The sequence below is a fragment of the Ectopseudomonas alcaliphila genome (assembly GCF_900101755.1).
Classification (GTDB): domain Bacteria; phylum Pseudomonadota; class Gammaproteobacteria; order Pseudomonadales; family Pseudomonadaceae; genus Aquipseudomonas; species Aquipseudomonas alcaliphila.
Window position 1 is genome coordinate 25725 of the sequence record NZ_FNAE01000012.1, and the last position, 25589, is coordinate 51313.

General features: G+C 62.7%; 21 protein-coding genes. 6 read left to right on the forward strand and 15 right to left on the reverse strand.

What is annotated here, in order from left to right; all coding sequences use genetic code 11:
* Positions 1-74 precede the first annotated feature (74 nt).
* Both guaA and guaB read right to left on the reverse strand, forming a co-directional pair.
* The gene (gene guaA / locus BLR77_RS23285; RefSeq protein ID WP_074682339.1) at positions 75-1652 is read right to left on the reverse strand and encodes a glutamine-hydrolyzing GMP synthase; all 1578 of its coding nucleotides are present in this window, start codon (positions 1650-1652) and stop codon (positions 75-77) included.
* A 74-nt stretch (positions 1653-1726) separates the two neighbouring features.
* Positions 1727-3196, reverse strand: a complete 1470-nt coding sequence (gene guaB / locus BLR77_RS23290; protein ID WP_074682341.1) for an IMP dehydrogenase — start codon at positions 3194-3196, stop codon at positions 1727-1729.
* A 144-nt stretch (positions 3197-3340) separates the two neighbouring features.
* Here guaB and BLR77_RS23295 point away from each other — a divergent pair, with 144 nt between their 5' ends.
* Positions 3341-5485 (forward strand): TonB-dependent siderophore receptor, encoded by a 2145-nt coding sequence (locus BLR77_RS23295; RefSeq protein WP_074682343.1) that lies wholly within the window; start codon positions 3341-3343, stop codon positions 5483-5485.
* Positions 5486-5608: 123 nt separating this feature from the next.
* Here the strand turns inward: BLR77_RS23295 and BLR77_RS23300 are convergent, their stop codons facing one another.
* Both BLR77_RS23300 and BLR77_RS23305 read right to left on the reverse strand, forming a co-directional pair.
* Positions 5609-6163 carry a sugar ABC transporter ATPase gene (locus BLR77_RS23300; RefSeq protein ID WP_074682426.1) on the reverse strand — a complete coding sequence of 185 codons (555 nt, stop codon included), beginning with the start codon at positions 6161-6163 and terminating at the stop codon, positions 5609-5611.
* Between the two features lie 55 nt (positions 6164-6218).
* Entirely contained in the window at positions 6219-6686 is a 468-nt protein-coding gene (locus BLR77_RS23305; protein ID WP_074682428.1) for a multidrug/biocide efflux PACE transporter, read from the reverse strand.
* 88 nt (positions 6687-6774) lie between these two features.
* Between BLR77_RS23305 and BLR77_RS23310 the strand changes: the two genes are divergently transcribed.
* The 5 genes from BLR77_RS23310 (at position 6775) to leuA (ending at position 13376) form a co-directional block, all read left to right on the forward strand.
* A complete protein-coding gene (locus BLR77_RS23310) occupies positions 6775-7653 on the forward strand; it encodes a LysR family transcriptional regulator (RefSeq protein ID WP_074682344.1) in 879 nt (292 codons plus the stop codon).
* Positions 7654-7696: 43 nt separating this feature from the next.
* Positions 7697-9076 carry an exodeoxyribonuclease VII large subunit gene (gene xseA / locus BLR77_RS23315; protein WP_074682346.1) on the forward strand — a complete coding sequence of 460 codons (1380 nt, stop codon included), beginning with the start codon at positions 7697-7699 and terminating at the stop codon, positions 9074-9076.
* A 49-nt stretch (positions 9077-9125) separates the two neighbouring features.
* Positions 9126-9986 (forward strand): peptidoglycan DD-metalloendopeptidase family protein, encoded by an 861-nt coding sequence (locus BLR77_RS23320; protein ID WP_074682347.1) that lies wholly within the window; start codon positions 9126-9128, stop codon positions 9984-9986.
* Positions 9987-10106: 120 nt separating this feature from the next.
* Positions 10107-11363: a mechanosensitive ion channel family protein gene (locus BLR77_RS23325; RefSeq protein WP_074682348.1), complete on the forward strand. Its 1257-nt coding sequence runs from the start codon at positions 10107-10109 to the stop codon at positions 11361-11363.
* 336 nt (positions 11364-11699) lie between these two features.
* Complete coding sequence (leuA, locus tag BLR77_RS23330; RefSeq protein ID WP_074682349.1) at positions 11700-13376, forward strand: 2-isopropylmalate synthase; 1677 nt, start codon at positions 11700-11702, stop codon at positions 13374-13376.
* Positions 13377-13442: 66 nt separating this feature from the next.
* Here leuA and BLR77_RS23335 read toward each other — a convergent pair whose 3' ends face one another.
* From BLR77_RS23335 to pilW, 11 genes are all read right to left on the reverse strand, one after another.
* Positions 13443-15155, reverse strand: coding sequence for a GEVED domain-containing protein (locus tag BLR77_RS23335; RefSeq protein WP_074682350.1), 1713 nt, complete (start codon positions 15153-15155; stop codon positions 13443-13445).
* Between the two features lie 253 nt (positions 15156-15408).
* On the reverse strand, positions 15409-15870 hold the full coding sequence (locus tag BLR77_RS23340; RefSeq protein WP_238380615.1) for a hypothetical protein: 462 nt from the start codon (positions 15868-15870) through the stop codon (positions 15409-15411).
* Between the two features lie 11 nt (positions 15871-15881).
* Positions 15882-16664: an amidohydrolase gene (locus BLR77_RS23345; RefSeq protein ID WP_074682351.1), complete on the reverse strand. Its 783-nt coding sequence runs from the start codon at positions 16662-16664 to the stop codon at positions 15882-15884.
* Positions 16665-16737: 73 nt separating this feature from the next.
* On the reverse strand, positions 16738-17886 hold the full coding sequence (locus BLR77_RS23350; RefSeq protein ID WP_074682352.1) for a pyridoxal phosphate-dependent aminotransferase: 1149 nt from the start codon (positions 17884-17886) through the stop codon (positions 16738-16740).
* 142 nt (positions 17887-18028) lie between these two features.
* Entirely contained in the window at positions 18029-19504 is a 1476-nt protein-coding gene (der, locus tag BLR77_RS23355; protein ID WP_074682353.1) for a ribosome biogenesis GTPase Der, read from the reverse strand.
* Positions 19505-19617: 113 nt separating this feature from the next.
* Positions 19618-20769 carry an outer membrane protein assembly factor BamB gene (bamB, locus tag BLR77_RS23360; RefSeq protein ID WP_074682354.1) on the reverse strand — a complete coding sequence of 384 codons (1152 nt, stop codon included), beginning with the start codon at positions 20767-20769 and terminating at the stop codon, positions 19618-19620.
* A complete protein-coding gene (locus tag BLR77_RS23365) occupies positions 20762-21400 on the reverse strand; it encodes a tetratricopeptide repeat protein (RefSeq protein ID WP_074682355.1) in 639 nt (212 codons plus the stop codon). Before BLR77_RS23365 ends, bamB begins: the two co-directional genes overlap by 8 nt.
* A 32-nt stretch (positions 21401-21432) precedes the next feature.
* Positions 21433-22719: a histidine--tRNA ligase gene (gene hisS / locus BLR77_RS23370; RefSeq protein WP_074682356.1), complete on the reverse strand. Its 1287-nt coding sequence runs from the start codon at positions 22717-22719 to the stop codon at positions 21433-21435.
* Positions 22720-22739: 20 nt separating this feature from the next.
* A complete protein-coding gene (gene ispG / locus BLR77_RS23375; RefSeq protein WP_074682357.1) occupies positions 22740-23852 on the reverse strand; it encodes a flavodoxin-dependent (E)-4-hydroxy-3-methylbut-2-enyl-diphosphate synthase in 1113 nt (370 codons plus the stop codon).
* Between the two features lie 3 nt (positions 23853-23855).
* Complete coding sequence (locus BLR77_RS23380) at positions 23856-24827, reverse strand: RodZ domain-containing protein (protein WP_074682358.1); 972 nt, start codon at positions 24825-24827, stop codon at positions 23856-23858.
* On the reverse strand, positions 24824-25585 hold the full coding sequence (gene pilW, locus BLR77_RS23385) for a type IV pilus biogenesis/stability protein PilW (RefSeq protein WP_074682359.1): 762 nt from the start codon (positions 25583-25585) through the stop codon (positions 24824-24826). The genes BLR77_RS23380 and pilW overlap by 4 nt, the downstream gene beginning before the upstream one ends.
* Positions 25586-25589: the final 4 nt, after the last annotated feature.

The following is a 25589-nucleotide window of genomic DNA, read 5'->3' on the forward strand; positions in this document are numbered from 1 at the left end:
AAAACACGCCATATAACGCAAAACCCCGGCACCATGGCCGGGGTTTCGTCAGACGGGCTACGCCCGGGTGGGCATCATTCCCACTCGATGGTCGCTGGCGGCTTGCTCGACACGTCATAGGTGACGCGGGAAATGCCTTCGATTTCGTTGATGATGCGGCCGCTGACGGTCTCCAGCAGTTCGTAGGGCAGGTGTGCCCAGCGAGCGGTCATGAAGTCCACGGTTTCCACGGCGCGCAGGGCAACGACCCAGGCGTAGCGACGGCCGTCGCCGACCACGCCGACCGACTTCACCGGCTGGAACACCACGAACGCCTGGCTGGTCTTGTGGTACCAGTCGGCCTTGCGCAGTTCTTCGATGAAGATGTGGTCGGCGCGACGCAGCAGGTCGGCGTATTCCTTCTTCACTTCACCGAGGATGCGCACTCCCAGGCCCGGGCCCGGGAACGGGTGGCGGTAGACCATGTCGTAGGGCAGACCCAGTTCCAGGCCGATCTTGCGCACTTCGTCCTTGAACAGTTCACGCAGCGGTTCGACCAGCTTGAGGTTCATTTCCTCCGGCAGGCCGCCGACGTTGTGGTGGCTCTTGATCACATGGGCCTTGCCACTCTTGGCGCCAGCCGACTCGATCACGTCCGGGTAGATGGTGCCCTGGGCAAGGAACTGGATGTTGTCCAGCTTGCTGGCCTGCGCATCGAACACGTCGATGAAGGTGCGACCGATGATCTTGCGCTTCTTCTCCGGGTCGGACTCGCCGGCCAGGTTGCCGAGAAACTGCTCTTCGGCATCGGCACGGATCACCTTGACGCCCATGTTCTCGGCGAACATGGCCATTACCTGGTCACCTTCGTGCAGACGCAGCAGGCCGTTGTCGACGAATACGCAGGTCAGTTGATCGCCGATGGCCTTGTGCAGCAGCGCCGCGACCACAGAAGAGTCGACACCGCCGGACAGGCCGAGCAGCACGTTGGCATCGCCGACCTGGGCGCGCACGGCAGCGATGGCGTCTTCGACGATGTTGGCCGGGGTCCACAGGGCTTCGCAGCCGCTGATTTCCAGCACGAAGCGCGAGAGGATGCGACCGCCCTGCTTGGTGTGGGTCACTTCCGGGTGGAACTGCACGCCGTAGTAGTGGCGGGTGTCGTCGCACATGGCGGCGATCGGGCAGCTCGGGGTGCTGGCGAGAATGTGGAAGCCTTCCGGCAGGCGGGTGACCTTGTCGCCGTGGCTCATCCACACGTCGAGACCAAGCACGCCGTCGGCGTCGACATGGTCTTCGATGCCGGCCAGCAGCTGGCTCTTGCCGACCACGTCGACACGAGCGTAGCCGAACTCACGCAGGTCGGAACCTTCCACCTTGCCGCCGAGTTGTTCGGCCATGGTCTGCATGCCGTAGCAGATGCCCAGTACCGGCACATTCAGGTCGAACACGGCTTGCGGTGCGCGCGGGCTATTGGCTTCGTGCACCGACTCCGGGCCACCGGCGAGGATGATGCCGCGCGGAGCGAAGGCGCGGATATCTTCGTCGCTCATGTCCCAAGGGTGCAGTTCGCAATAGACACCGATCTCACGCACGCGGCGGGCGATCAGCTGGGTGTACTGGGAACCGAAGTCCAGAATGAGGATGCGGTGGGCGTGAATGTCGTGGGCCATGGCCGTCTCTCGTAGGTATTCACAAATGACACGGGGCTGATCGAACAGCCCCGTTATTCATACATTGCGGCGAATCAACCAACTCTATAGTTGGGAGCCTCTTTGGTGATCTGCACGTCATGCACGTGCGACTCAGCCATGCCGGCACCGGTGATGCGCACGAACTCCGGTTTGGTACGCATCTCTTCGATGGTAGCGCAGCCGGTGTAGCCCATGGAGGCACGCAGGCCGCCCATCAGCTGATGAACGATGGCACTCATGGCGCCCTTGTAAGGAACGCGACCCTCGATACCTTCCGGCACCAGCTTCTCGGCACCCGCCGAGGAGTCCTGGAAGTAACGGTCGGAAGAGCCCTGCGCTTGCGCCATGGCGCCCAGCGAGCCCATACCACGGTAGGCCTTGTAGGAGCGGCCCTGGAACAGCTCGACTTCGCCCGGGGCTTCTTCAGTACCGGCCAGCATGGAGCCAATCATCACGGCGGAGGCGCCAGCGACGATGGCCTTGGACAGGTCACCGGAGAAGCGGATGCCACCGTCAGCGATCAGCGGCACGCCGGTGCCAGCCAGGGCGGCGGCGACGTTGGCCACGGCGCTGATCTGCGGAACGCCGACACCGGCGACGATACGGGTGGTGCAGATCGAGCCTGGGCCGATGCCGACCTTGACGCCATCGGCGCCAGCTTCGACCAGCGCCTTGGCAGCCGCGCCAGTGGCGATGTTGCCACCGATCACCTGGACTTCCGGAAAGTTCTCTTTGACCCAACGCACACGGTCGATCACGCCTTTGGAGTGGCCGTGAGCGGTGTCGACGATGATCACGTCGACACCGGCATTGACCAGAGCGCCTACGCGATCACCGGTGTCGGCGCCCGTGCCGACGGCAGCGCCAACACGCAGACGACCTTGATCGTCCTTGCTCGCCAGCGGGTAGGCCTTGGCTTTCTCGATGTCCTTGACGGTCATCATGCCCTTGAGGGTGAAGGCGTCATCGACGATCAGCACCTTCTCGATGCGGTGCTTGTGCAGCAGCTCGCGTACGATTTCCTTGGCGGCGCCTTCCTTGACGGTGACCAGGCGCTCTTTCGGCGTCATCACCTCACGCACTTTCGCGTCCAGACGGTTCTCGAAACGCACGTCGCGGGAGGTGACGATGCCCACCAGATCGCCATTGGAGAGCACCGGCACACCGGAGATGTTGTGCAGGCGGGTCAGCTCGAACAGGTCACGCACGGTGGCGTCGGCTTCGATGGTGATCGGGTCCTTGACCACGCCGGCCTCGAACTTCTTGACCTTGCGCACTTCGGCAGCCTGCTGCTCGATGGTCATGTTCTTGTGGATGATGCCGATGCCACCTTCCTGGGCCATGGCAATGGCCAGGCGCGCTTCGGTGACGGTGTCCATGGCGGCGGACAGCAGCGGGATATTCAATTCGATGCCGCGGGTCAGGCGGGTCTTCAGGCTGACGTCCTTGGGCAGTACCTCGGAATAACCGGGGATGAGCAGGACGTCGTCGAAAGTGAGTGCTTCTTGGCTGATGCGCAGCATGGCGGGCTCCCGAGCGGGAAAATAAGAAGCGCGGCATTATACCCAGCGACCTCATTTCACTCAATGCAAAGTATGTCCCTAGGCAGGCATACCTTGAAAATCATAAAATAATGATTCTCAAAAACACTTGCACTTGAGTGCCAAATGAATCCAAAGCGTTCTTCCCTGAGTCGCCACTGCGCCGCTCTGCTTACCTTTTGCCTGCTTCCAGCCGGCCAACTGCTGGCCCAGGAGCTGGAGCTACCCAGTCAGGAGGTAGTCGCCAAGCCTGCCGTCGAAGAAGACGGCTACCAGGCCAAACACGCCAGCACGGCAAGCAAATCCTCGGTCGCACTCAAGGAAGAAGCCCAGTCGGTACAGGTGGTGACGCCGCAGACCATCGAGGACTTTCAGGTCAAGTCGCTGGACGATGCGATGAAGTTCGTCAGCGGCATGACCCAGAGCAATACCCTGGCCGGCACTCAGGATGGCTTCGTCAAACGCGGCTTCGGTAGCAATACCGACGGCTCGACCCTGCGCGATGGCGTGCGCAGCAACCTGTCGCGCAATTTTGACGCCACCACCGAGCGGGTGGAGGTGCTCAAGGGGCCGTCGTCACTGCTTTATGGTGCTCTGGAGCCGGGTGGACTGATCAACGTCATCAGCAAACGCCCTGAATACAGCCAACGCACCCGCCTATCGGGTGAGCATTCGAGCTTCGGCGGCGGCAATATTTCGCTCGACACGACCGGACCACTGGGAGACAGCGGCTTCGCCTACCGCCTGGTCGCCGAACGGCAGCACGAGGATTACTGGCGCAACTACGGCAGCGACGAGCGCAGCCTGATCGCGCCTTCACTGAGCTGGACCGGCGACGACCTGCGCATCGACCTGTCCTATCAGTACAAGGAATACTCCACGCCCGTGGACCGCGGCACGGTACTGGTCAACAACCGCATCGCCAATACTCGCTACAACCAGCAGTTCGGCGAGCCTTGGGCGAAGAATGAGGGTATTGGCCAGATCTTCGACGCACGCATCGAATATCAGTTGAACCCGGACTGGAAAACCCGCTTCACCTACAGCTTCAATCAGGAGAAGTACGATTTCGCCGAAGCCGTGCCGACCCTCGCTAACACAGGCAATGCCGCTATTACCCAGCGCGAAGCGCTGAACAATCTTGGCACGTTGCGCCGCCAGGCCAATGGCGGCAAATACGACAATCAGGTGCAATACGCAGCCTGGGACTGGATCGGCAGCACTCGCCTGTTCGGCCAGCGTCACGAGCTTCTGATCGGTGTCGACGACGAGCAGGTGGACAACTTCCGTGGCGACACCTACCGCGGCACCCCCAACAGCAACTTCAATATCTATCGCCCGATCTACGGCAACCTGGCCGAGTCTCGTGATATCAGCACCATACAGAGCGACCGCCGCGACGAAGTGCATTCCAACTCGATCTACGCCAAGGACAATTGGCACCTCAACGATCAATGGATACTCGTGCTGGGTGGCCGCTATCAACGCTACGACCAGTTTCTGGACCAGGGTCTGGGCGCCAATTACCGCAAGCTGATCGACGATCAGGGCCAGGCCTTCCTGCCTTTCGTCGGGGTGGTATTCGCCGCCACCGAGAGGCTCTCGCTCTACGCCAACTACAGCGAGTCGTTCAAGCCCAACCAGTCCGACACCCTCTCCGACGCCAGTGCCTACGACCCGGAAGAAGGCAAGAGCCGCGAGATCGGCGCCAAGTACGACATCACGCCCAACCTGAGTGCCAATATCGCTGTCTATGACATCGAGAAGCAGAACGTCGTGGTCAGCAACAACGGCGTCTCCGAAGCGGCCGGCAAGGTCGGTTCGCGCGGCGTCGAGGTTGACCTGACCGGGCGTATCGCCGAGCGCTGGAACCTGATCGCCACCTACGCCCATACCGACACGGAAATCCTCGACGACCCGAGCAACAAGGGCAATGCACTGGTCAATGCGGCGAAGAACATGGGCAGCCTGTACCTGAGCCACGATCTGGCGATACCGGGCGAGTTCGGCCTCTGGCGCGTCGGCGGCGGCGCGCGTTACGTCGGCAAGCGCGCGGTGGATAACGCCAACAACGCCTGGCTGGACAGCTACACCGTGGCCGATGCGTTCGTTTCCTGGGAAACCACGCGCCTGCTGGGCGACAAAACCAGGCTGCAGCTCAATGCCAACAACCTGTTCGACAAGGAATACTACCCGTCCAGCGGTGGCGACCTGCGCATCGCCGTCGGCGAGCCGCGTGAACTGCGCCTCTCTGCCAGCGTCGAGTTCTGAGCTTATCCCGATGGCAACTGCTGAGCGCCTGTGGGAGGCGCTTCAGCGGCGACTGAAGACAACATAATCGCGGCAAAAGCCCCTCCCACAAGAATGTGAGGCTGCAGGCGCCGAAGCGCCCGCTCAAGCCGGGTCGTCGACCCTTACCTGCCTCACCGCAAAGCCCAGACGCTCGCCGAACTCTTCGACGAACGCTGGGCGCAGGCCGGCTTCTGTCCAGCCGTTGAAGATGAAACCCAGGTTGGAAAAACCGCAGGGCTGCAGGAACAGGAAGCCGTTGATGTCGTCTTCATGCCCACATTCCGGACAGGTGAAGTTGTCGGTTTCCCCCGGCCACCAGAGCTCCAGGCTGTCGAACAACGGCACACCTACTTCCTTGCGGCATTCGGCGCAGCCCGCCTCTTCGAGAAATCCATGGGTTGGCATATAAATGCAGCGGTTGGTAATGATTTCCAGGCCATTGTGCGCCTGACCGTAAGGCAGCAACTCGGGACGCAGGGCGATACGCCTGGCGCCCGGCCCGATGGCATAGGCCATGCCGTTGCCGCCCTGCCCGCAGGTGGTCGGCAGAGCCTCGACGATCTCCCGCTTGACCAACCAGCGCAACATGGCCCGCGCCTTCTCTTCATGGGCCGGAAGCGTGGATATCTGTGGGACGAGGATCAGTTGTGCGGTCATGGTGCTCGAGCGGCTGGCAAAGAAAGCCGGCAGCTTAGGCGCTGCCGCCGGCAAATCAAGCCCCTCGACAAACGGTCCCGAGCGCAGCCGCCTCACGTCGAGCCAGCCAACGTGCGCGCAGCACGTCATAGATCCAGTTGAACGCCAGGGTGTAGGGCAGGAAGAACAGAATCAGGACGATATCCAGCAACAGCGCCTCGAGCAGACCAATCGACAGCCACCAGGCGGCCAGCGGCACCAGCACCACGATCAGGCCCAGCTCGAACAACAGCGCATGGCTGACCCTCGCCCACAGACCTCGCTCGAAGCCCAGGCGGCTCTGTGCACGATCGAACAGGTAGTTGAACAGCATGTTCCACAGCATCGCCACGGTGGAGAACATCAGGGTCAGGACACCCAGGTGCAGCAGTGGTTTATCCATGAACCAGGCCATGGCCGGCGCACAGATGAGCACGGCGATGGTCTCGAAGGCCAGGGCGTGACCGATGCGCTCACGCAGGGAGCGCGGCAGGGGCTGAGTCATGAAGCGAGCCTCGTGATAAGTGACGATGCCGGCTATGATCATCGGAAAATCAGCCAACCCAAAGGCAGCAGCCATCGGCTAAACCGATATGAACATTTCCCCCGAATCCCTCCAGGCCTTCGCCCAAGCCGCTAGTTGCGGCTCGCTCAGCGCTGCGGCACGGCGCCTGGGCAAGAGTCAGTCGACGATCAGCGAGGCGGTCGCCCGCCTGGAAATCGATCTGGGCGTGGCGCTGTTCGAGCGCGGCCCACGCCATCTGCAACTGACCGAAGCCGGCGCCAGCCTGCTGGCCCATGCCGAGGAAGTGCTGTGCGCCAGCGATCGCCTGGCGCGACACGCCGCAGGTTTGGCCAAGGGCCAGGAAGCGCGCCTGACCCTGGTGCTGTCCGATGCTTACCAACCGAAGCAGTTCGAAGCCCGTCTGCAGGAGCTGGATCAGCGCTTCCCCGATTTGCAGTTCGAGAGCCTGATCGGTGAACAGGCCGACGTGCTCGACCTGGTCACCCAGGGCCGCGCGCAACTCGGCCTGATCGCCGCATTGCCAGCCTACCCGCCACATATCGCCCATGCCCGCCTGGAAATGAGCAGCGAGTTTGGTCTGTTCGTCGCCAAGGATCATCCCCTGAGCAAACTGCCCCAGGTGCGCCAGGAAGACTTGTCGCACTGGCGTCTGCTACGCCTGAGCAGCATCGCTCATGATGATGCCAACACCGACGACCTGCCCGGCAGCGGCGGGCGTTGCTGGGCCGCGCCGGACTACCTGATGCTGCTGGAAATGGCGCGCCTGGGCTTCGGCTGGGCCGAGCTGCCCCGGCAATTGGTCGATGCCTACGGCTTCGATGGTCTGCATGAGCTACCCTGCAGTGGCTGGCCACGGCGGGTGACGGTGGACGCCATCTGGTCGCGCCAGCGCGAACTCGGCCCGGTGGCGGCCTGGCTGCTCAAGCGTCTGCTCGAAGACAGTTGAGCAGGGTCGCGCCTGCGGGCCTCTGGGCTTATCATGCCGGCCCATGATCAATGATCCCTTTGCCCGCCTGAACCTCGACCGCGAGGTGCTCAGCGTCAGCCAGCTCAACAACCGCGCCCGCCTGCTGCTGGAGGACGTGTTCGCCGGCATCTGGGTCGAGGGGGAAATCTCCAACCTCGCCCGTCCGGCGTCCGGGCATATCTACTTCACCCTGAAAGACAGTCAGGCCCAGGTGCGTTGCGCGCTGTTCCGGCAGAACGCCGCACGTGTGCGCCAGGCGCTGCGCGATGGCCTGGCGGTGAAGGTGCGCGGCAAGGTCTCACTGTTCGAGGGGCGCGGCGACTATCAGCTGATTCTCGACGCAGTTGAGCCTGCCGGTGACGGCGCCCTGCGCCTGGCATTCGAGGCACTGAAGGAGAAACTCGGCGCCGAGGGATTGTTTGCCACCGAACGCAAGATCGCCCTGCCCGCCCATCCCAAGCGCATCGGTATCGTCACCTCGCCTACAGGCGCGGTGATCCGCGACATCATCAGCGTATTCCGCCGCCGCGCGCCGCAGGTCGAACTGAACCTGATCCCCACCGCCGTGCAAGGTCGCGATGCCACCGCGCAGATCGTCCGGGCCCTGCAACGCGCCGACGCGCAGGGGTTCGACGCGCTTATCCTGGCCCGTGGCGGCGGCTCGCTGGAAGACCTCTGGTGCTTCAACGAGGAAGCCGTGGCGCGCGCCGTGGCTGCCTGCGTCACGCCCATCGTCAGTGCCGTGGGCCACGAGACCGATGTGTCCATCGCCGACTTCGTCGCCGACGTGCGCGCGCCGACGCCCTCGGCCGCCGCCGAACTGCTGGCCCCGGACAGCAGCGAATTGGTGCAACGCCTGCATAACCTGCAGCGCCGCCTGGTCCTGCACATGCAGGGCCGCCTGGCCCGCGAACGCCTGCGCCTGGAAGGAACGAGCCGACGCCTGCGCCACCCCGGCGAACGCCTGCGCCAGCAGGCCCAGCGCCTGGACGATCTGGACATGCGCCTGCGCCGCGCCTTCAACCAGCAACTCGCTAACCAGCGCGAACGCCTGGCCCGTCTCGACGCACGCCTGGCCGCGCAGCATCCGGGGCGTAACCTGGCCCTGCTGCGCCAGCGTCTGGATGGCCTGGCCACACGCCTGCCGCGTGCCATGCACGGGCAACTACGCAGCCAGCGTCAGCAACTGAGCGCGCTGGCCGCGCAACTGCAGATCGTCAGTCCCTTGGCCACTTTGGGCCGCGGCTACAGCATCCTCCTCGACGAACGCGGCCAGGCGGTGCGCAGCGCCGCCCAGACCCAGCCAGGCCAACGCCTCAAGGCGCGCCTGAGCGAAGGCGAACTGGACGTGCGCGTTGAAGACAACCACATACAACCGGCGACGCTGTCGCTACTGGATTGAGCCAATGTCAGCATCCCTGCGTAGGAGCGAGCTCTGCTCGCGAACATTTATGACCTGGAAGCTTCGCGGGCAGAGCCCGCTCCTACAAAAGCTGTGCCTGTCCATCCTGGCTCTGTGTCTGGCCCTGCCCGCCCATGCCGAAGGCTTCATCACCCGTCTACTGAACAAGCCAGTGCCCGGCGGCGTGGCGGTGATCGATCTGGGCAACCCTACGCAGGCGCCCAAGGTGCGCTACCAGGGCAAGCCGGTGCTGACCGTGCACGAAGATGGCCAGCGCTGGATCGCCATCGTCGGTATTCCGCTCAGCGTCAAGCCAGGCACTCAGCAGGTGGAGGTCGAGGGCGGTCAGAAGCTGAGTTTTCAGGTCGGCGCCAAGCATTACACCGAGCAGCGCATCACCATCAAGAACCAGCAGCAGGTCACACCCAACGCTGCCAACCTCAAGCGCATCGAGCGCGAGCTGGCCGAGCAAACCCGCGCCTACCAGCAGTTCAGCGCGCGCCAGCCAAGCAATCTGATGTTCGACAGACCGGTCAACGGTCCACTATCCAGCCCCTTTGGTCTGCGCCGTTTCTTCAATGGCGAAGAGCGCAACCCGCATTCGGGCCTGGATTTCGCTGCCAATCGCGGCACGCCGATCAAGGCGCCAGCGGCCGGCAAGGTGATTCTGATCGGTGACTACTTCTTCAACGGCAAGACGGTATTCCTCGACCACGGCCAGGGGTTGATCAGCATGTTCTGCCACCTTTCGGAGATTGACGTGAAGCTTGGTGACGAAATCGTCCGCGGAGGCCATGTCGGCAAGGTCGGCGCCACCGGCCGCGCCACCGGTCCGCACCTGCACTGGAACGTCAGCCTCAACGACGCCCGCGTCGATCCGGCCATTTTCATCGGCGCGTTCAAGCCCTGAAAATACGCAGTCGGCAACAGCTGCCGTTTGGGTTAACCGAGTATATTTGCTAGGGTACTGCGGCTCAGATGGCCGGCCCTGTAGCGCCGGCCCTCCCTCCTGCCTGCTTCGGAGCCGGAAATGCCGAATGAGCTCAACACCTGGATGGACTGGCTGAACACGCAGCCAGAACTGCTCACTCTCAGCGCCACCCTCGCCCTGATCCTCGCCGCCTGGCTATCGAACTGGATCGTCAAACGCATTCTGGTACGCGCCATCTATCGTGTGGTGGGCGCCACCGCCGTTGGCCGCCACGGCCAGATCAAGGAAAGCGGCATCATCAAGCGCCTGTCCAACATCGTGCCGGCACTGGTGCTGTCCAGCGGCGTGGTCTTGGTGCCAGGTATGCCCGCTGCCGTGGTGGAGGTGACGCGCAACGTCTGCGGCGCCTTCGTGGTGCTGACCATCGCCATGGCCATTGGCGCGCTGCTGGATATCCTCAACACCCTCTACCAGCGTCGTCCCAACGCACACCTGAAGCCGATCAAGGGCTACTTGCAGGTGATCAAGATCGCCATCTTCGCCATCGCCGCGATCCTCATGGTGGCGGCGCTGATCGACCGCTCTCCGCTGATCCTGCTGTCCGGCCTGGGCGCCATGGCCGCCGTGCTGATGCTGATCTTCCAGGACACCCTGCTGTCGCTGGTGGCCAGCGTGCAGATATCCTCCAGCGACATCATCCGCGTCGGTGACTGGGTGGAAATGCCCCAGCTCAACGCCGATGGCGACGTGATCGACATCGCCCTGCATACGGTCAAGGTGCAGAACTGGGACAAGACCATCACCACCATCCCGACCAAGCGCTTCATCACCGACCCGTTCAAGAACTGGCGCGGCATGCAGGAATCCGGTGGCCGGCGGATCAAGCGCGCACTGTTTCTGGATCAGACCAGCGTGCATTTCCTCAGCGACGAAGACATCGCCCGCCTACGCCGCTTCATGCTCCTCGACGAGTACCTCGACCGCAAGGATCAGGAACTGCTCGACTGGAACACCAAACTGGCCGAACACGGCAAGGAAGCGGTCAATACCCGCCGCATCACCAACATCGGCAGCTTCCGCGCCTATGTCGAGCACTACCTGCGGCACAACCCGAACATCCACCAGAACATGACCCTGCTGGTGCGTCAGCTCAGCCCGACTGCCGATGGCCTGCCGCTGGAGATCTACTGCTTCACCAACACCATCGCCTGGAATGCCTATGAGGGCATTCAGTCGGACATCTTCGACCACCTGCTGGCCATCCTTCCCGAGTTCGGCCTGCGCGTGTTCCAGCATCCGAGCGGTGCGGACATGCGCGAACTGCGCCCGAACCTGATGGCTCACCAGGCAAACTGAAGCATGACAAGAAGGCCGGGCATGCCCGGCCTTCGACCCGCTACAAGCGCCCCGCAATGTTCCTTCAAACAACCGGCTCATCGCGCCATAAAACGTCGCGATAGAACAGCAGAAGATCGTTTCTACCAATTTTCACGCAATGCTTGCCAGCCTTCATCAAGATCACTAGGGTTGGCTTCATGAACACTGCACATACCCTCATTCTGCTACGGCAACATCGCTGCCTACGCCTGGTCAGCCCGCGACTGCGGGGCTGAATCCCTGCGGCCATCCGGCCACCGTCGACCGCCCTATTCGTTTTCCCAGACAAGGCGTCTGGACCCAAGGATTTTCACCATGACCATGCTCAAAGACCCGTCGAAGAAGTACCGCCCCTTCACCCAGATCCAGATTCCGGATCGCACCTGGCCGGACAAGATCATCGATCAGGCACCGATCTGGCTGTCCACCGACCTGCGCGACGGCAACCAGTCGCTGATCGAGCCGATGGACGCCGAGAAGAAGATGCGCTTCTTCAAGTGCCTGGTGGCCGTGGGTCTGAAAGAGATCGAAGTGGGTTTCCCGTCCGCCTCGCAGACCGACTTCGACTTCGTCCGTGAGCTGATCGAGGGTGGCCACATCCCGGACGACGTCACCATCCAGGTGCTGACCCAGGCGCGTGACGACCTCATCGAGCGTACCTTCGAGTCGCTCAAGGGCGCCAAGAAGGCCATCGTCCACTACTACAATGCGTGCGCGCCAAGCTTCCGCAAGATCGTCTTCAACCAGGACAAGGCCGGCGTCAAAGCCATCGCCGTGGCCGCCGGCAGCACCATCAAGCGCCTGGCCGATGCCGCGCCGGAAACCCAGTGGGGCTTCGAGTACTCGCCGGAAGTGTTCAGCAGCACCGAGATCGACTTCGCCGTCGAGGTGTGCAACGCGGTGATCGGCGTGTTCCAGCCGACCCCGGCGAACAAGCTGATCCTCAACCTGCCGGCCACCATCGAGTGCGCCACGCCGAACAACTACGCCGACCAGATCGAGTGGTTCGGCCGCCACGTCGACCGCCGCGACAGCGTGCTGATCAGCGTGCACACCCACAATGACCGTGGCACTGGCGTAGCGGCTTCCGAGTTGGCAGTGATGGCCGGCGCGGATCGTGTCGAAGGCTGCCTGTTCGGCAACGGCGAGCGCACCGGCAACGTCTGCCTGGTGACCCTGGCGCTGAACCTCTACACCCAGGGCGTCGACCCACAACTGGACTTCTCCGACATCGACGCCGTGCGCAAGGTGGTCGAAGACTGCAACCAGATCCCGGTGCACCCGCGCCACCCGTATGTCGGCGACCTGGTCCACACCGCCTTCTCCGGCTCGCACCAGGACGCCATCCGCAAGGGCTTCGCCCAGCAGAAGCAAGATGCCCTCTGGGAAGTGCCGTATCTGCCGATCGACCCGGCCGATATCGGTCGCGACTACGAGGCGGTGATTCGTGTGAATAGCCAGTCCGGCAAGGGCGGCATCGCCTTCCTGCTCGAGCAGGAGTACGGCATCAGCCTGCCGCGCCGTATGCAGATCGAGTTCAGCCAGGTGGTGCAGCGTGAAACCGACCGCCTCGGCCTGGAAATGACTGCTGCGCAGATTCATCAGTTGCTCGAAACCGAGTACCTGCAAGCGCGCAGCCCCTACACCCTGAAAGGCCATCGCCTGCAGGAAGAGAATGGCGACAGCAGCGTCGAGCTGAAGGTCCAGGTAGACGGCCAGGAGCAACACTGGAACGGCTCAGGCAAGGGTCCGCTGGAGGCGCTCGTGTCGAGCTTGCCAGTGTCCGTGGAAATCATGGATTACCACGAGCACGCCATCGGTGCGGGGGCCAGCGCCAAAGCAGCCTCTTACATCGAGATCCGTCTGAACGGCCAGCGTCCGCTGCACGGCATCGGTATCGACGAGAACATCACCACCGCCAGCTTCCGCGCTCTGTTCAGTGCGCTCAACCGCGCCGTCAAGCAGGCGGAACTGAAGACCGAAGCAGCCTGAACGCGACCACGCTGAAAAGAGAACCCCGCCAATCGGCGGGGTTCTTCATTTCAGGAAAGGCTCGGATCAGTAGCTGACCACCGGCGAAACCCGTTGGTAGCGACCGTCAATATAGGCCTTCAGCCAGGAGCGGTAGCGCGTGTTCGCGCTGTACGCATAGTAGCGGTAGCTCAGCTCGTTCTCCGCCAAGCGCTCCAGCACGATGCTGCCATTCTGTTCGATCACCCAGGTCAGCATGGTGTGCGTCCCCCCAGTGCGCGTCAGGATTTGGTTGGCATCCACCGTCAGTTGGTAAAGCGGCAGGTAGGCCTCGGCGGCCCGACCATAGCGCACCACGTTGGAGACACGCTGGTAGTAGCCATTCTCGAAGCGAGTCAGCCATACGCGGTAGCCTTTGGCGGGGTCGAATCGATAGTGGGTATAGGCCAGCTCGTTCGCGGCATTACGCTCCAGAACGACGTCGCCCTCCTCCTCGATCACCCAGGTCAGGGCGTCACCGAGGTTGCCGCTACGAGTGATCTGGCGATTGTCACCGATGGTCAGCTGATAGAGGTCCGTGAACCCCGGCGAAAAGTACTCGGCATCTGATACCTGCACCAACTCGCCACCAACGGCCTGCTCTATCCAGACCTTGTACGTGCGGCCTTGCTGAAACGGATAGCGCAGTTGCGCAGCACCAGCGGTGGGCTGGCGCAGCACCTCCACACCATCTTCACGGATCACCCAGTTCAAAGGGACGCCGACAGGGCCATCGTGGCGCAACAGAAAGTCCGCCTCGACCTCCAGGTCGATATAACGAGAAGGAAAGCCTTCGCGAAAACTGAGCGGAACCGAGATCGCCTCGTCCTTGCCGTTCACACTGGCCTCAGCCCAGACCTGATAGCGCTCGCCATAGGTGAAGGCGAACTGCAGCGGCACGCCAGCCTGAGCGGGCTGGCGCACGGTCTCTCCGCCCTGGCGAGCAATCACCCAGCTCCCCTGGAAAGCGGCCGATGGACTGACGCTGCCCTGATTGGCATCGCGGCTCAGCAGAACACGATCGGTCACGCCGGGCTGATAGGCCACGATATTCGAAGCGACCTTGTAGCCACCGTCGACGTAGCTTTCCAGCCAGACCCGGTAGCGACTGCCTGAAGCGTTGTTCCAGTATCTGTCACGTAGGTGGCCAGCAGCGTTTCGACCGAGGACACGCTTTCCGTCCTGCTCGACCACCAAGGTCAGCTTGTCCCCCAGGTCGCCGCTACGGGACACCCAGAAACCGGGCTCCAGAGCAAGGCTGTAGGGAAACGCCGATTGCGCAGAACCGTCCGGCAGCTTGACCAGGTAGTCCTCGGTCTCACCGTATCCGAAGCTCCCGCAGGGCTGCGCTGCGGCGCCCCAGCGCATCTGCACCCGCATACGGGTTGTGCCGGCGACTCCGGAGGGGACCGTGATGGGAGCGGAGACGGCAGTACTTCCCTGGCCGACCAATACCTTCTCGCTCGCCTCGAAACTGCCGTTCTGGTTGAAGTCGATCCAGGCACCCCAGTTCTCAACGTACTGGGCGTTACGGAAGCCTGGACGAAGTTCGAGACGGTCACCTTGGCCCGTCAGCTGGAAGGGCGTTTTGCCGGTGGCATTCAGGTAGCCTCCATCGCTACCGGTGCTCTGGGTCGCGCCATTGACGCTGACTCCGGCGATCCATTCACTGCCACTATTACCCCGACTGTCGCAGTACGTGGCGGCCATCACCGGGCTCATCGCCAGGCAGGTGCCCAGCGCCATGAGTGTCTTGTGCATTGCTTTCGCTCCTTGCGTTCATGTTGGGCAGGGAGCGACAACAACCACCAGGACCAAGCCTGTGCCCACTTCTATCGACGCATCCCTGCGTCGCTAATGCTAGAAGCAAAGCAAGCGGCCGTCCGTAATTTATTAACGAATTACCTTCACCCGGTATCTAACCCGCTGCCATTGGCCTTGGGGGCACTCGAGATACTGCGACTTGAACCTATTAGAACCGGATAACCCAAAGAACGCGCAGGGTACCGATTGCTCAGAAATCAAGAATCATCAGCACCGCAAACATCAGCGCGGCCAGGCCGATGGTGAACATCAGACCGATACCCGCCGCCCGCCAGTTGGAGAGGTAGGCGCCACCGGCCTCGGCATGCTGCTTGAGATCGGTCTCCATCAGGTTCTTGGCCAGCATGATCATCGCCATCAACTGCGCGATGGCGAAAGGCAAAGCGGGCACCTCCTCCGGCAACACGAAAGCCAGGACCAAGGTGACGATCAGAAGCACGACGGAAATGCCCCAGACCATCGCCACTCGATCTGCCCTGCCGAGCAATTGCAGGTTATGCGCCAGCAGCCAGGCGCCAGCCAGCGGCGTGCCGATGAAGGTCGCCAGGCCAACGCCCGCAACGCTGTAGAGCGGCGACTGATTGGTGGTGGCCTGTTGCAGGTCGGCCTGCGGAGGCTGGAAGGGATTGCTCTGCTGTACGTCCATGTTCATGTAGTTCCTGATCAGTTCAAGGTGAAGGCATCGGCGTCCAGGTGTGCGGGGAAACGCTCGCGGTAGGCAGCCAGTGCCTCGCTCGACAACCGGGCGCGGAACACGCCATCTTTGCCGTCTGCAGCCAGCAGCGCATCGCCCTGAAAATCCAGCACCTGGGAGTCGCCAGTATACCCATGGCCCTTGCCGTCCTCGCCGACGCGGTTCACAGCCGCGACATAGCACAGGTTCTCGATCGCTCGCGCCGGCAGCAGGCGGTTCCAGTGCTGGCGACGCGCGCCCGGCCAATTGGCGGTATACAGCAAAAGATCGGTGCCACCCGCGTCACGGCTCCATACCGGGAAGCGCAGGTCGTAGCAGATCAGCGGGCGCACGCGCCAGCCCTTGAGCTCCAGCACCACCTGCTGATCGCCAGCGCTGTAATGCTTGTGCTCGCCGGCCATGCGGAACAGATGGCGTTTGTCGTAATACGCCAAAGAGCCATCCGGGCGCGCCCAGAGCAGGCGATTGCGGTAGCTGCCGTCAGCGACCTGAATGATCAGGCTGCCGCAGATCACCGCATCGATACGCTGTGCCTGCTCGCGCAGCCAGACGCTGCTGGGACCATCCTCGGGCTCGGCCAGCTCGGCCGACTCCATGGAAAACCCGGTGGTGAACATCTCCGGCAGGATCACCAGATCGGCGCCACGGGCCTGCTCCAGCAGTGCCTGAAAGTGTTCACGGTTGGCCGCCGGATCATGCCAGGCCAGGGTGGTCTGGATCAGCGCCAGTTCAAGATCGGGTTTGTTGCTCATCGGGGCACCTCGTTCGCCGTAGGGCGGGTGAAACCCGCCAACTCCTTACAGGCGGGTTACACCCGCCCTACCCTCACACCGCGCATAGTTTCTCGGCAGCCTGGCGCAGGGTTTCCTCACGTTTGGCGAAGCAGAAGCGCACCAGGCGCATGTCCTTGGGCGCCGACTGATAGAACACCGACACCGGAATCGCCGCCACGCCGTGCTCACGGGTCAGCCATTCGGCCATGGCCACGTCGTCCAGATCCGGGCGAATGGCCGAGTAATCGGCCAGCTGGAAGTAAGTGCCAGGCGCGCGGGTGAGGGTGAAACGCGACCCCGTCAGCAGATCGCAGAACAGGTCACGCTTGGCCTGGTAAAAAGCTGGCAGCTCTTCGACATGCTCGGGGTGCGCGGCCATGAAATCGGCCAGACCGAACTGCAGGGGCGTCACGCCGCAGAAATTGACGTACTGGTGAATCTTGCGCAGTTCGGCGGAAAGTAGAGGCGGCGCCACCACGTAGCCAGTCTTCCAGCCGGTGACGTGGTAGGTCTTGCCGAAGGAGCTGACCACGAACGCCCGCTGATACAGCTCCTCGTGCGCCAGCACGCTGGCATGGCGTTGGCCGTCGAAGATCAGGTGCTCGTAGACCTCGTCGCTGATCACGTGGATATCACGGCCACGAATCAGCTCGGCCAGCTTGTCCAGGTCTGCACGAGTCAGCAGCGCACCGCTGGGGTTGTGCGGCGAATTGAGGAAGATCAGTCGGGTACGCGGCGTGATCGCATCGGCAAGACGCTGCCAGTCCACAGTGAAATCCGGCAATGCCAACGGCACATGCACGCAACGGCCGCCGGCCAGTTCCACCGAGGGCTCGTAACTGTCATAGCAGGGGTCGAGCACGATGGCTTCGTCGCCGGCATGGATCAATGCCTGCACCGCGCAGAAGATCGCTTCGGTGGCACCGGGGGTGATGGTGATCTCGCTGTCGGCATCGCGCTGCGCGCCGTAGCTGCGGGCTATCTTGGCCGCAACCTGCTGGCGCAGGCTCGGCAGTCCGGTCATCGGCGAATACTGGTTGCGCCCTTCCATGAGGTGGCGCGCCACTGCTTCGCGCAGTGCCTGCGGCCCGTCGAAATCGGGGAAGCCCTGGGACAGATTGATCGCGCCAGTCTCCAGCGCGAGCTGGGACATCCGCGTGAAGATGGTGGTGCCGACGTTGGGCAGTTTGCTGACGAGCATCGCGACTTCCTACGAAGAACTAGGCAAGCCGCGAGGATAGCCGAAGGGCGCCATAGGCGGCACCCGCAATGCTTATGAAAAAGAGCTGGAAGCTTATGCCGTGCACGCCGAGCGATCCCCGGCGTGCACGCTTCTGCGGAGCTTACTTGCGCTTGTCCTTGCGCTTCTTCTCGGCCTTCTTGTGGTGGCTCATCAGACGGCGCTTCTTGTTCACCTGGCGATCGGTAAGCTTGTTCTTGTTGCCCTCGTAGGGGTTCTCGCCGCCCTTGTACTCGATGCGAATCGGCGTACCGACCAGTTTGAGCACACGGCGGAAGGTGTTTTCCAGGTAGCGGGAGTAGGCACGTGGTACGGCATCGACCTGGTTACCGTGGATCACGATCAGCGGCGGGTTGGCGCCCCCCAGGTGGGCATAGCGCAGCTTGATGCGGCGACCATTGACCAGAGGCGGCGCATGGTCGCTGACGGCATCTTCGAGAATCTGCGTCAGGCGGCTGGTCGGCCAACGGGTGATGGCCGACTTGAACGAGGCCTGCACCGACTTGTACAGATGACCGACGCCAGTGCCGTGCAAGGCGGAGATGAAGTGGATATCGGCGAAGTCGACGAAGAACAGCCGGCGCTCCAGCTCAGTCTTTACGTAATCCTTCTGGCCCTGATCCATGCCGTCCCACTTGTTCAGGGCGATGACCAGGGCGCGGCCGCTTTCCAACACGAAGCCAAGCAGGTTGAGGTCGTGGTCGACCACGCCTTCGCGGGCGTCCATGACGAACACCACGACGTTGGAGTCCTGAATGGCCTGCAGCGTCTTGACCACCGAGAACTTTTCCACCGCCTCGAAGATCTTGCCGCGGCGGCGCACACCAGCGGTGTCGATCAGGGTGTACTTCTCGTCGTCCCGCTCGAACGGGATGTAGATGCTGTCGCGGGTGGTACCGGCCTGGTCATAGACGATCACCCGCTCTTCACCGAGCATGCGGTTGACCAGGGTCGACTTGCCAACGTTGGGGCGACCGATGATGGCGAGCTTGATGCCATCCTTCTCACTCGGGCCGGGAATGCGCTTGGCTTCCTGGCCTTCCAGCACCTCTTCCTCTTCGGCGCCCTCCTCCGGCTCGCCGGCGTCCTTGGGGAAAGCACCGAGCACCACTTCGAGCATCTGGGTGATGCCACGGCCATGGGCACCGGCAATCGCCAGCGGCTCGCCCAGGCCCATGGGGCTGAACTCGGCGCGGGCCAGGTCGACGTCGAGGTTGTCGACCTTGTTCACCACCAGGAAGCTCTGCTTGTTACGACGGCGCAGGTGCTCGCCGATCATCTGGTCGGAAGCGGTCATGCCGGCGCGGGCGTCCACCAGGAACAGCACGGCATCGGCTTCTTCAATGGCCTGCAGCGACTGCTCAGCCATCTTGGCGTCGATACCCTCTTCGTCACCGGAGATACCACCGGTGTCGATCACGATATAGGTGCGCCCCTGCCACTTCGCCTCGCCATACTGGCGGTCGCGGGTAAGACCGGACAGGTCGCCGACGATGGCGTCGCGGCTGCGGGTCAGGCGGTTGAAGAGTGTGGACTTGCCGACGTTCGGCCGGCCCACCAGGGCAATTACGGGAACCATCAGGCTCTCCACTTGAGTTAATTCAGAAAATGCAAAGGCCGCTGCAGGGGCAGCGGCCGGAATCTGTTGCGCTGCGGCATCCAAGACTCAGGTCTGGATGCAGCATAGTCGGTTCATTTGATGGTCAATGCCACCAACTTGCCGCTGTTACCGTAGACGTACAGCCAATCCCCGATCACCAACGGCTGGGCACGCAGGCCATCGCTGTCGATACGGGTACGACCGACGAAACGACCATCGACTTGACTCAACAGATGCAGATAGCCTTCCACATCGCCAACGGCCACGTAGCTGGAGAACACCTGCGGTGCCGACAGCTGACGACGCGCCAGGGAGTCGTTGCTCCACAGCGCCGAAGCGCTGCGCTCGTCGATACCTTCGACGGTGCCGCTGGCATGGCTGACGTATACGTTACCGAAGCCCTGAGCGACGCCTACCGAACTCGAGGCCTCGCGTTGCCACAGCACGCGACCGGACTCCAGATCCATGGCAGCGACACGGCCCTGATAGCTCACCGCGTAGACGGTGCCGCCGGACAACAGCAGGCCGCCATCAATATCCACTACACGCTCCAGTTCGGAACGCCCCTGCGGTACGGCAACGCGCTGTTCCCAGACCGGCAGGCCGCGCTGGGCGTCGACCGCGACCACCTTGCCGCTGGACAGGCCAGCGACCACCAGACGGTTGGTCACCAGCGGAGCGCCAGTGCCGCGCAGGGTCAGTACGGCCGGGGTGTTCTCGACGATCCAGCGCTGGCTACCGGTGCTGGCTTCGAAGGCGATCAAGCGATCGTCCTGGGTCTGCACCACGACGATATCGCCGTTGGTCGCTGGCGCAGCCAGCACTTCGCTGGTCACGCGCGAACGCCACTGTTCTTCGCCGTCGCTGGAGTCGAGTGCGATCACTTCGCCCTTGAGCGTACCCAGCAGCACCTGGCCGTAGCCGACGCCAATGGCGCCGGAAACCGGAATATCGAGTTTCTTGCGCCAGATGACCTTGCCGCTGGTGCGGTCCATGGCCATGACCAGACCTTCAACGTCGGCGGCGTAGATCACCTCGCCATCGATGGCCGGCACCAGCATGTTGAAGGTATCGCCCTGGCCATCACCAACGGAGCGGCTCCACTCGGTACGCAGCTCGACTTCGACGTCGAACTTGGTCAGTTCAGCGGGCGGCAGTTCCTTCTTGCTATTGCTGCTGCAACCCACGGCCAGAACGGCCAGAGCCAGCAGTGCGGCATTCTTCCAACGCATCACGTCACGCATCCCCTTTTGCCAGGTCGTCCAGCTTCATCTGCAGACCGCCGACAGCGGCGTCTTCGGCCAGCGCATCCTTGGCCTTCTGATAGGCGGCGTGCGCGTCATCGCTGCGACCCAGTTGTACCAGCAGGTCGCCCTTGAGTTCCTCACGGCTGGCGAGGAAGGCATCCTCGACCTTGGCATCGAGCAGCTTCAGCGCATCATCGGTCTTGTCCTGCGCGGCCAGCACACGCGCCAGACGCTGACGTGCCAGCTCACTGAGCGTGGCGTCGGCAGGCTTGTCGAGTACGCGCTGCAGCGCCGCAGCGGCATCGTCGAGGCGGTCCGCTTCGACGGCGACCTTGGCGACGAACAGGTTGCCGTACTGGGCGTAATGGCTACCGCCAAACTCACTGTCGAGCTTGCCGGCCAGTTCGGCAACTTTCGCGGCGTCGGGCTTGCCAGCCGGGTCCAGTGCGGTTTCCAGCAGTTGCTGGTAGAGCACCGAGGCGCCTTGCGCCTGATTGACCTGGTATTTCTGCCAGCCCTGCCAGCCGAATACAGCTACCAGCGCCAGTACGCCACCGGCCAGCAAAGGCTTGCCGTTGCGATCCCACCAGTCCTTCAGTTGCGCGATCTGTTCGTCTTCGGTCTGCATGTCTAACCCCGTACTCCTAATCGAGAGCCTGCTCAGGCCTGCTGGCAGGCAGCCAGATGCTCAGCCAGAGCATCCCAGGCAACACTTTGTTGTTCACTGTCGTCGCGCAGCGGTTTGCAACCTACCACGCGCCCTGCCAATTCGTCGTCCCCCAGAATCAGCGCATAGCGTGCGCCGCTCTTGTCGGCCTTCTTGAACTGGCTCTTGAAACTGCCGCCACCGGAGTTGAGCAACAGGCGCAGCCCCGGCAATTCGTCACGCAGACGCTCGACCAGAGTCAGCGCAGCCAGCTCCGCCGCCTCGCCAAAGGCGCAGACGTAGACATCGGCGGCGCGATTGAGCTCGGCCGGCAGCAGCTCCAGGGTTTCCAGCAGCAGCACCAGACGCTCGACGCCCATGGCGAAGCCGACACCTGGCGTGGCCTTGCCACCCAGCTGCGCCACCAGGCCATCGTAACGGCCACCGGCACATACCGTGCCCTGGGCGCCGAGCTTGTCGGTGACCCACTCGAACACGGTGCGGTTGTAGTAATCCAGACCACGCACCAGCTTGTGGTTGATCTGATAGCGAATGCCGGCCGCATCCAGACGCGACTTGACGCCCTCGAAGTGCAGGCGCGACTCCTCGTCGAGGTAATCGCCCAGCGTCGGTGCGCCAACCAGCACGGCCTGAGTCGCCTCGTTCTTGCTGTCGAGGATGCGCAGCGGGTTGGTGGTCAAACGACGCTGACTGTCTTCGTCGAGCTGGTCGAAGCGCTCCTGCAGGTAGGCCACCAGGGCATCGCGATAGGCGGCGCGCGCCTCACTGGAACCCAGGCTGTTGAGCTGCAGGGTCACCGCGTCGGCCAGGCCGAGTTTTTTCCACAGGCGCCAGGTGAGCACGATCAGTTCGGCATCGACGTCCGGCCCCGGCAGGTTGAAGGCTTCCACCCCCACCTGATGGAACTGGCGGTAGCGGCCCTTCTGCGGCTTCTCGTAACGGAACATGGGGCCGGCGTACCAGAGTTTCTGCACCTGGCCACCACCGGACAGACCATGCTCGAGCACCGCGCGCACGCAACCGGCGGTACCTTCGGGGCGCAGGGTCAGGGACTCTTCGTTGCGGTCGAGGAAGGTGTACATCTCCTTGTCGACCACGTCGGTGCCCTCGCCGATGCCGCGAGCGAACAGCTCGGTGTACTCGACGATGGGCAGGCGGATTTCCTTGTAGCCATAGCCATCGAGCAGGCTGACCAAGGTGCCTTCCAGGTAGCGCCAGGCAGGCGTCTGCTCCGGCAGGATGTCGTTCATGCCACGAATGGCTTGCAGGGACTTGCTCAAGTGTATTCCTTACGCACAGATCAGCCGCGCACGATCACGGCAGCATCGGCGGCAGCCTTCTCGGCTGCCTTGTCGCGGATGAGCTTCTCCAGCTCGTCCACCAGATTTTCATTGGTCAACTTCGAGGCGGGCTTGCCGTCGATATAGACCAGATTGTTCGGGCTACCGCCAGTGAGGCCGATATGCGCCTCCTTGGCTTCGCCAGGACCATTGACCACGCAGCCGATCACGGCCACATCCAACGGCACCAGCAGATCCTCGACGCGGGCCTCCAGCTCATTCATCGTCTTGACCACATCGAAGTTCTGCCGCGAGCAACTCGGGCAAGCGATGAAGTTGATGCCACGCGAACGCAGACGCAAAGACTTGAGAATGTCGAAGCCGACCTTGATCTCTTCCACCGGGTCGGCGGCCAGCGAGATGCGGATGGTATCGCCAATCCCTTCTGCCAGCAGCATGCCCAGGCCCACGGCGGACTTCACAGTGCCGGAGCGCAGGCCGCCGGCTTCGGTGATGCCCAGGTGCAACGGCTGCTCGATCTGCTTGGCCAGCAGGCGATAGGCTTCGACGGCCATGAACACATCGGAAGCCTTCACACTGACTTTGAAGTCCGGGAAGTTCAGACGGTCGAGATGCTCGACATGGCGCAGCGCGGATTCCACCAGCGCAGCAGGCGTCGGCTCACCGTATTTCTTCTGCAGATCCTTTTCCAGGGAACCGGCGTTGACGCCGATACGGATCGGGATGCCCTTGTCACGAGCCGCCTCGACCACCGCCCTGACGCGGTCTTCACGGCCAATGTTGCCGGGGTTGATGCGCAAACAGTCGACACCCAGCTCAGCCACACGCAGGGCGATCAGGTAGTCGAAATGGATGTCAGCCACCAGCGGTACGCGCACCTGCTGCTTGATACGGCCAAAGGCTTCAGCTGCATCCATGTCCGGCACCGAAACGCGCACGATATCGGCGCCGGCATCTTCCAGGCGCTGGATCTGCGCCACGGTAGCGGCCACATCGTTGGTGTCAGTGTTGGTCATGCTCTGTACCGCGATCGGCGCATCGCCGCCCACCGGTACCGAGCCAACCCAGATCTTGCGCGACTGTCGGCGCTTGATCGGCGATTCGCAATGCATGCTTTACAACCCCAATTTCAGGCGCGCGGTCTCGCCAGTCATGTGCGGCGCAACGTCCACGCTTTCGCCGTTGTAGGCCACCTGGGCACCACGGGCAAAACCCAGACGCAGTTCCAGCGGTGCCTTGCCGGCGAGTTCGAGACGTTCACCGCTGCGTTTGAGTGCGCTGAGCAGGACCTTGCCATCGGCATCGGTAACCTGAGTCCAGCAATCGGCGGTGAACTGCACACTGAGCACGCCCTGCCCGGCAGAGACGGCTACAGGCGTTGCAGGTTCGGCAGCAGGTGCAGCCGGAGCGGCGGCTGACGCATTCGATGCAGGCGCAGCCGGAGTCTCTGGCGCGCTTTCAGCGCTGCCGGTTTCGGCTGCAGGCTGCTCTGCGGAGCTGGCCTCTTCGGGCGCTTCCCCGGGCTCCACCGGCAGCAGCAGCGGGCTGCTCTGCTCCTGAGCGGCGATCACCGCCTGGTCTTCAGGCTCGGCGAGCGAGTGCACCTGAGTCGTACCGTCGGCGCCCTCCACCTCCACATGTTCGAGCCCCAGGTCAGCCAGGCTGGCCACCGGACGCCCCTGATCCTGCCACCAGAGAAAACCTGCACCGATCAACGCCAGCAACAACAGGAAGCTGACCAGGCGCAGGATGCTCTGCGAATAACGTACGGGCTCTTCGATACGCCCGAGTGCATGCACGCTACTGCCGCTGGCATCGGTGCCCGTGAACTGATCGAACTCCATCACCAGCCGGTTCTGGTCCATTTCGAGCAGCTTGGCATAGGCCCGAATGTAACCACGGGCGAAGGTGGTGCCCGGCAGTTTGTCGAAAGCACCGGCTTCGATCTGGGCAAGGCGCTGCGGCGTCAGGTTGAGCTGAGTCGCCACCTCGGCGACGCTCCAGCCCTTGATCTCCCGGGCCTGACGCAGACTTTCACCTGGATTGGTCGACATCGTCTGAGTCACTTCGCTATGTGCCGCGTTCATTGCTGCCCCGAAACAAATTGCTGATATTCCTGAGAGGCCGGATACAGGCGACGCAACTGCAGGCCCAAGCTGGCGGCCTTGTCACGATCCTCGAATATTTCGGCCAAGCGTGCGCCGAGCAGCAGGCTGCGCGCATTCTGTGGCGCCATTTCGCTGTAGCTGTCGTAGTAACCACGAGCCGGTACGTATTCTTTGTCCTCGTAGGACATCACTGCCATTTCCAACAAAGCGCGCGGCTGTCTGCTGCTGAGTCGCAGAGTACGCTGAAAATATTCCTTGGCTTGTTCACGCTGGTTCAGTTGCAACGCTGTCAGGCCCAAGTTTTCGAACACCCGAGAACGCTCTGAATAGAGATTGTCTTCAGCCGCCTTGAGGTAGGTGTTCATGGCCTCCTGATAACGCTTCTGCTCGAACAGGAAACCACCGTAGTTATTCAGCAGACGGGCATCATTCGGCCGCTGCGACAGCGCCTTGCGGAAATGCTCATCGGCCAGCTTAGGTTCCATCTCTATCTGGAAGGCCATGGCCAGCGCGGCATGCGCATCGGCATTGGATGAGTCCAGATCCAGCGCATTCTTCAATGGCACTTTGGCGAGCTGGGTATCGCCCTGCTGAATATAGGCAATACCCAACTGGACATAGGCATCACGCGCCTGATCACGCCCTTTCGCCGTACGCATGGGGTCGACGTCACCGGTGGTCACACAACCGGCAAGCAGACTGACAACTAGCAACAACAGCGCAGGGCGCGAACTCATAGAC

What these genes read in the sequence shown, in the direction of transcription:
- BLR77_RS23320 (WP_074682347.1), top strand. Translation starts at nt 9,126, where the DNA reads ATGACCTGGAAGCTTCGCGGGCAGAGCCCGCTCCTACAAAAGCTGTGC.
- BLR77_RS23310 (WP_074682344.1), top strand. Translation starts at nt 6,775, where the DNA reads ATGAACATTTCCCCCGAATCCCTCCAGGCCTTCGCCCAAGCCGCTAGT.
- BLR77_RS23350 (WP_074682352.1), bottom strand. Translation starts at nt 17,886, where the DNA reads ATGCTCGTCAGCAAACTGCCCAACGTCGGCACCACCATCTTCACGCGG.
- BLR77_RS23295 (WP_074682343.1), top strand. Translation starts at nt 3,341, where the DNA reads ATGAATCCAAAGCGTTCTTCCCTGAGTCGCCACTGCGCCGCTCTGCTT.
- BLR77_RS23380 (WP_074682358.1), bottom strand. Translation starts at nt 24,827, where the DNA reads ATGAACGCGGCACATAGCGAAGTGACTCAGACGATGTCGACCAATCCA.
- pilW (WP_074682359.1), bottom strand. Translation starts at nt 25,585, where the DNA reads ATGAGTTCGCGCCCTGCGCTGTTGTTGCTAGTTGTCAGTCTGCTTGCC.
- BLR77_RS23340 (WP_238380615.1), bottom strand. Translation starts at nt 15,870, where the DNA reads ATGAACATGGACGTACAGCAGAGCAATCCCTTCCAGCCTCCGCAGGCC.
- bamB (WP_074682354.1), bottom strand. Translation starts at nt 20,769, where the DNA reads ATGCGTGACGTGATGCGTTGGAAGAATGCCGCACTGCTGGCTCTGGCC.
- BLR77_RS23325 (WP_074682348.1), top strand. Translation starts at nt 10,107, where the DNA reads ATGCCGAATGAGCTCAACACCTGGATGGACTGGCTGAACACGCAGCCA.
- der (WP_074682353.1), bottom strand. Translation starts at nt 19,504, where the DNA reads ATGGTTCCCGTAATTGCCCTGGTGGGCCGGCCGAACGTCGGCAAGTCC.
- leuA (WP_074682349.1), top strand. Translation starts at nt 11,700, where the DNA reads ATGACCATGCTCAAAGACCCGTCGAAGAAGTACCGCCCCTTCACCCAG.
- xseA (WP_074682346.1), top strand. Translation starts at nt 7,697, where the DNA reads ATGATCAATGATCCCTTTGCCCGCCTGAACCTCGACCGCGAGGTGCTC.
- BLR77_RS23365 (WP_074682355.1), bottom strand. Translation starts at nt 21,400, where the DNA reads ATGCAGACCGAAGACGAACAGATCGCGCAACTGAAGGACTGGTGGGAT.
- guaA (WP_074682339.1), bottom strand. Translation starts at nt 1,652, where the DNA reads ATGGCCCACGACATTCACGCCCACCGCATCCTCATTCTGGACTTCGGT.
- BLR77_RS23300 (WP_074682426.1), bottom strand. Translation starts at nt 6,163, where the DNA reads ATGACCGCACAACTGATCCTCGTCCCACAGATATCCACGCTTCCGGCC.
- BLR77_RS23345 (WP_074682351.1), bottom strand. Translation starts at nt 16,664, where the DNA reads ATGAGCAACAAACCCGATCTTGAACTGGCGCTGATCCAGACCACCCTG.
- ispG (WP_074682357.1), bottom strand. Translation starts at nt 23,852, where the DNA reads ATGCATTGCGAATCGCCGATCAAGCGCCGACAGTCGCGCAAGATCTGG.
- BLR77_RS23335 (WP_074682350.1), bottom strand. Translation starts at nt 15,155, where the DNA reads ATGCACAAGACACTCATGGCGCTGGGCACCTGCCTGGCGATGAGCCCG.
- BLR77_RS23305 (WP_074682428.1), bottom strand. Translation starts at nt 6,686, where the DNA reads ATGACTCAGCCCCTGCCGCGCTCCCTGCGTGAGCGCATCGGTCACGCC.
- guaB (WP_074682341.1), bottom strand. Translation starts at nt 3,196, where the DNA reads ATGCTGCGCATCAGCCAAGAAGCACTCACTTTCGACGACGTCCTGCTC.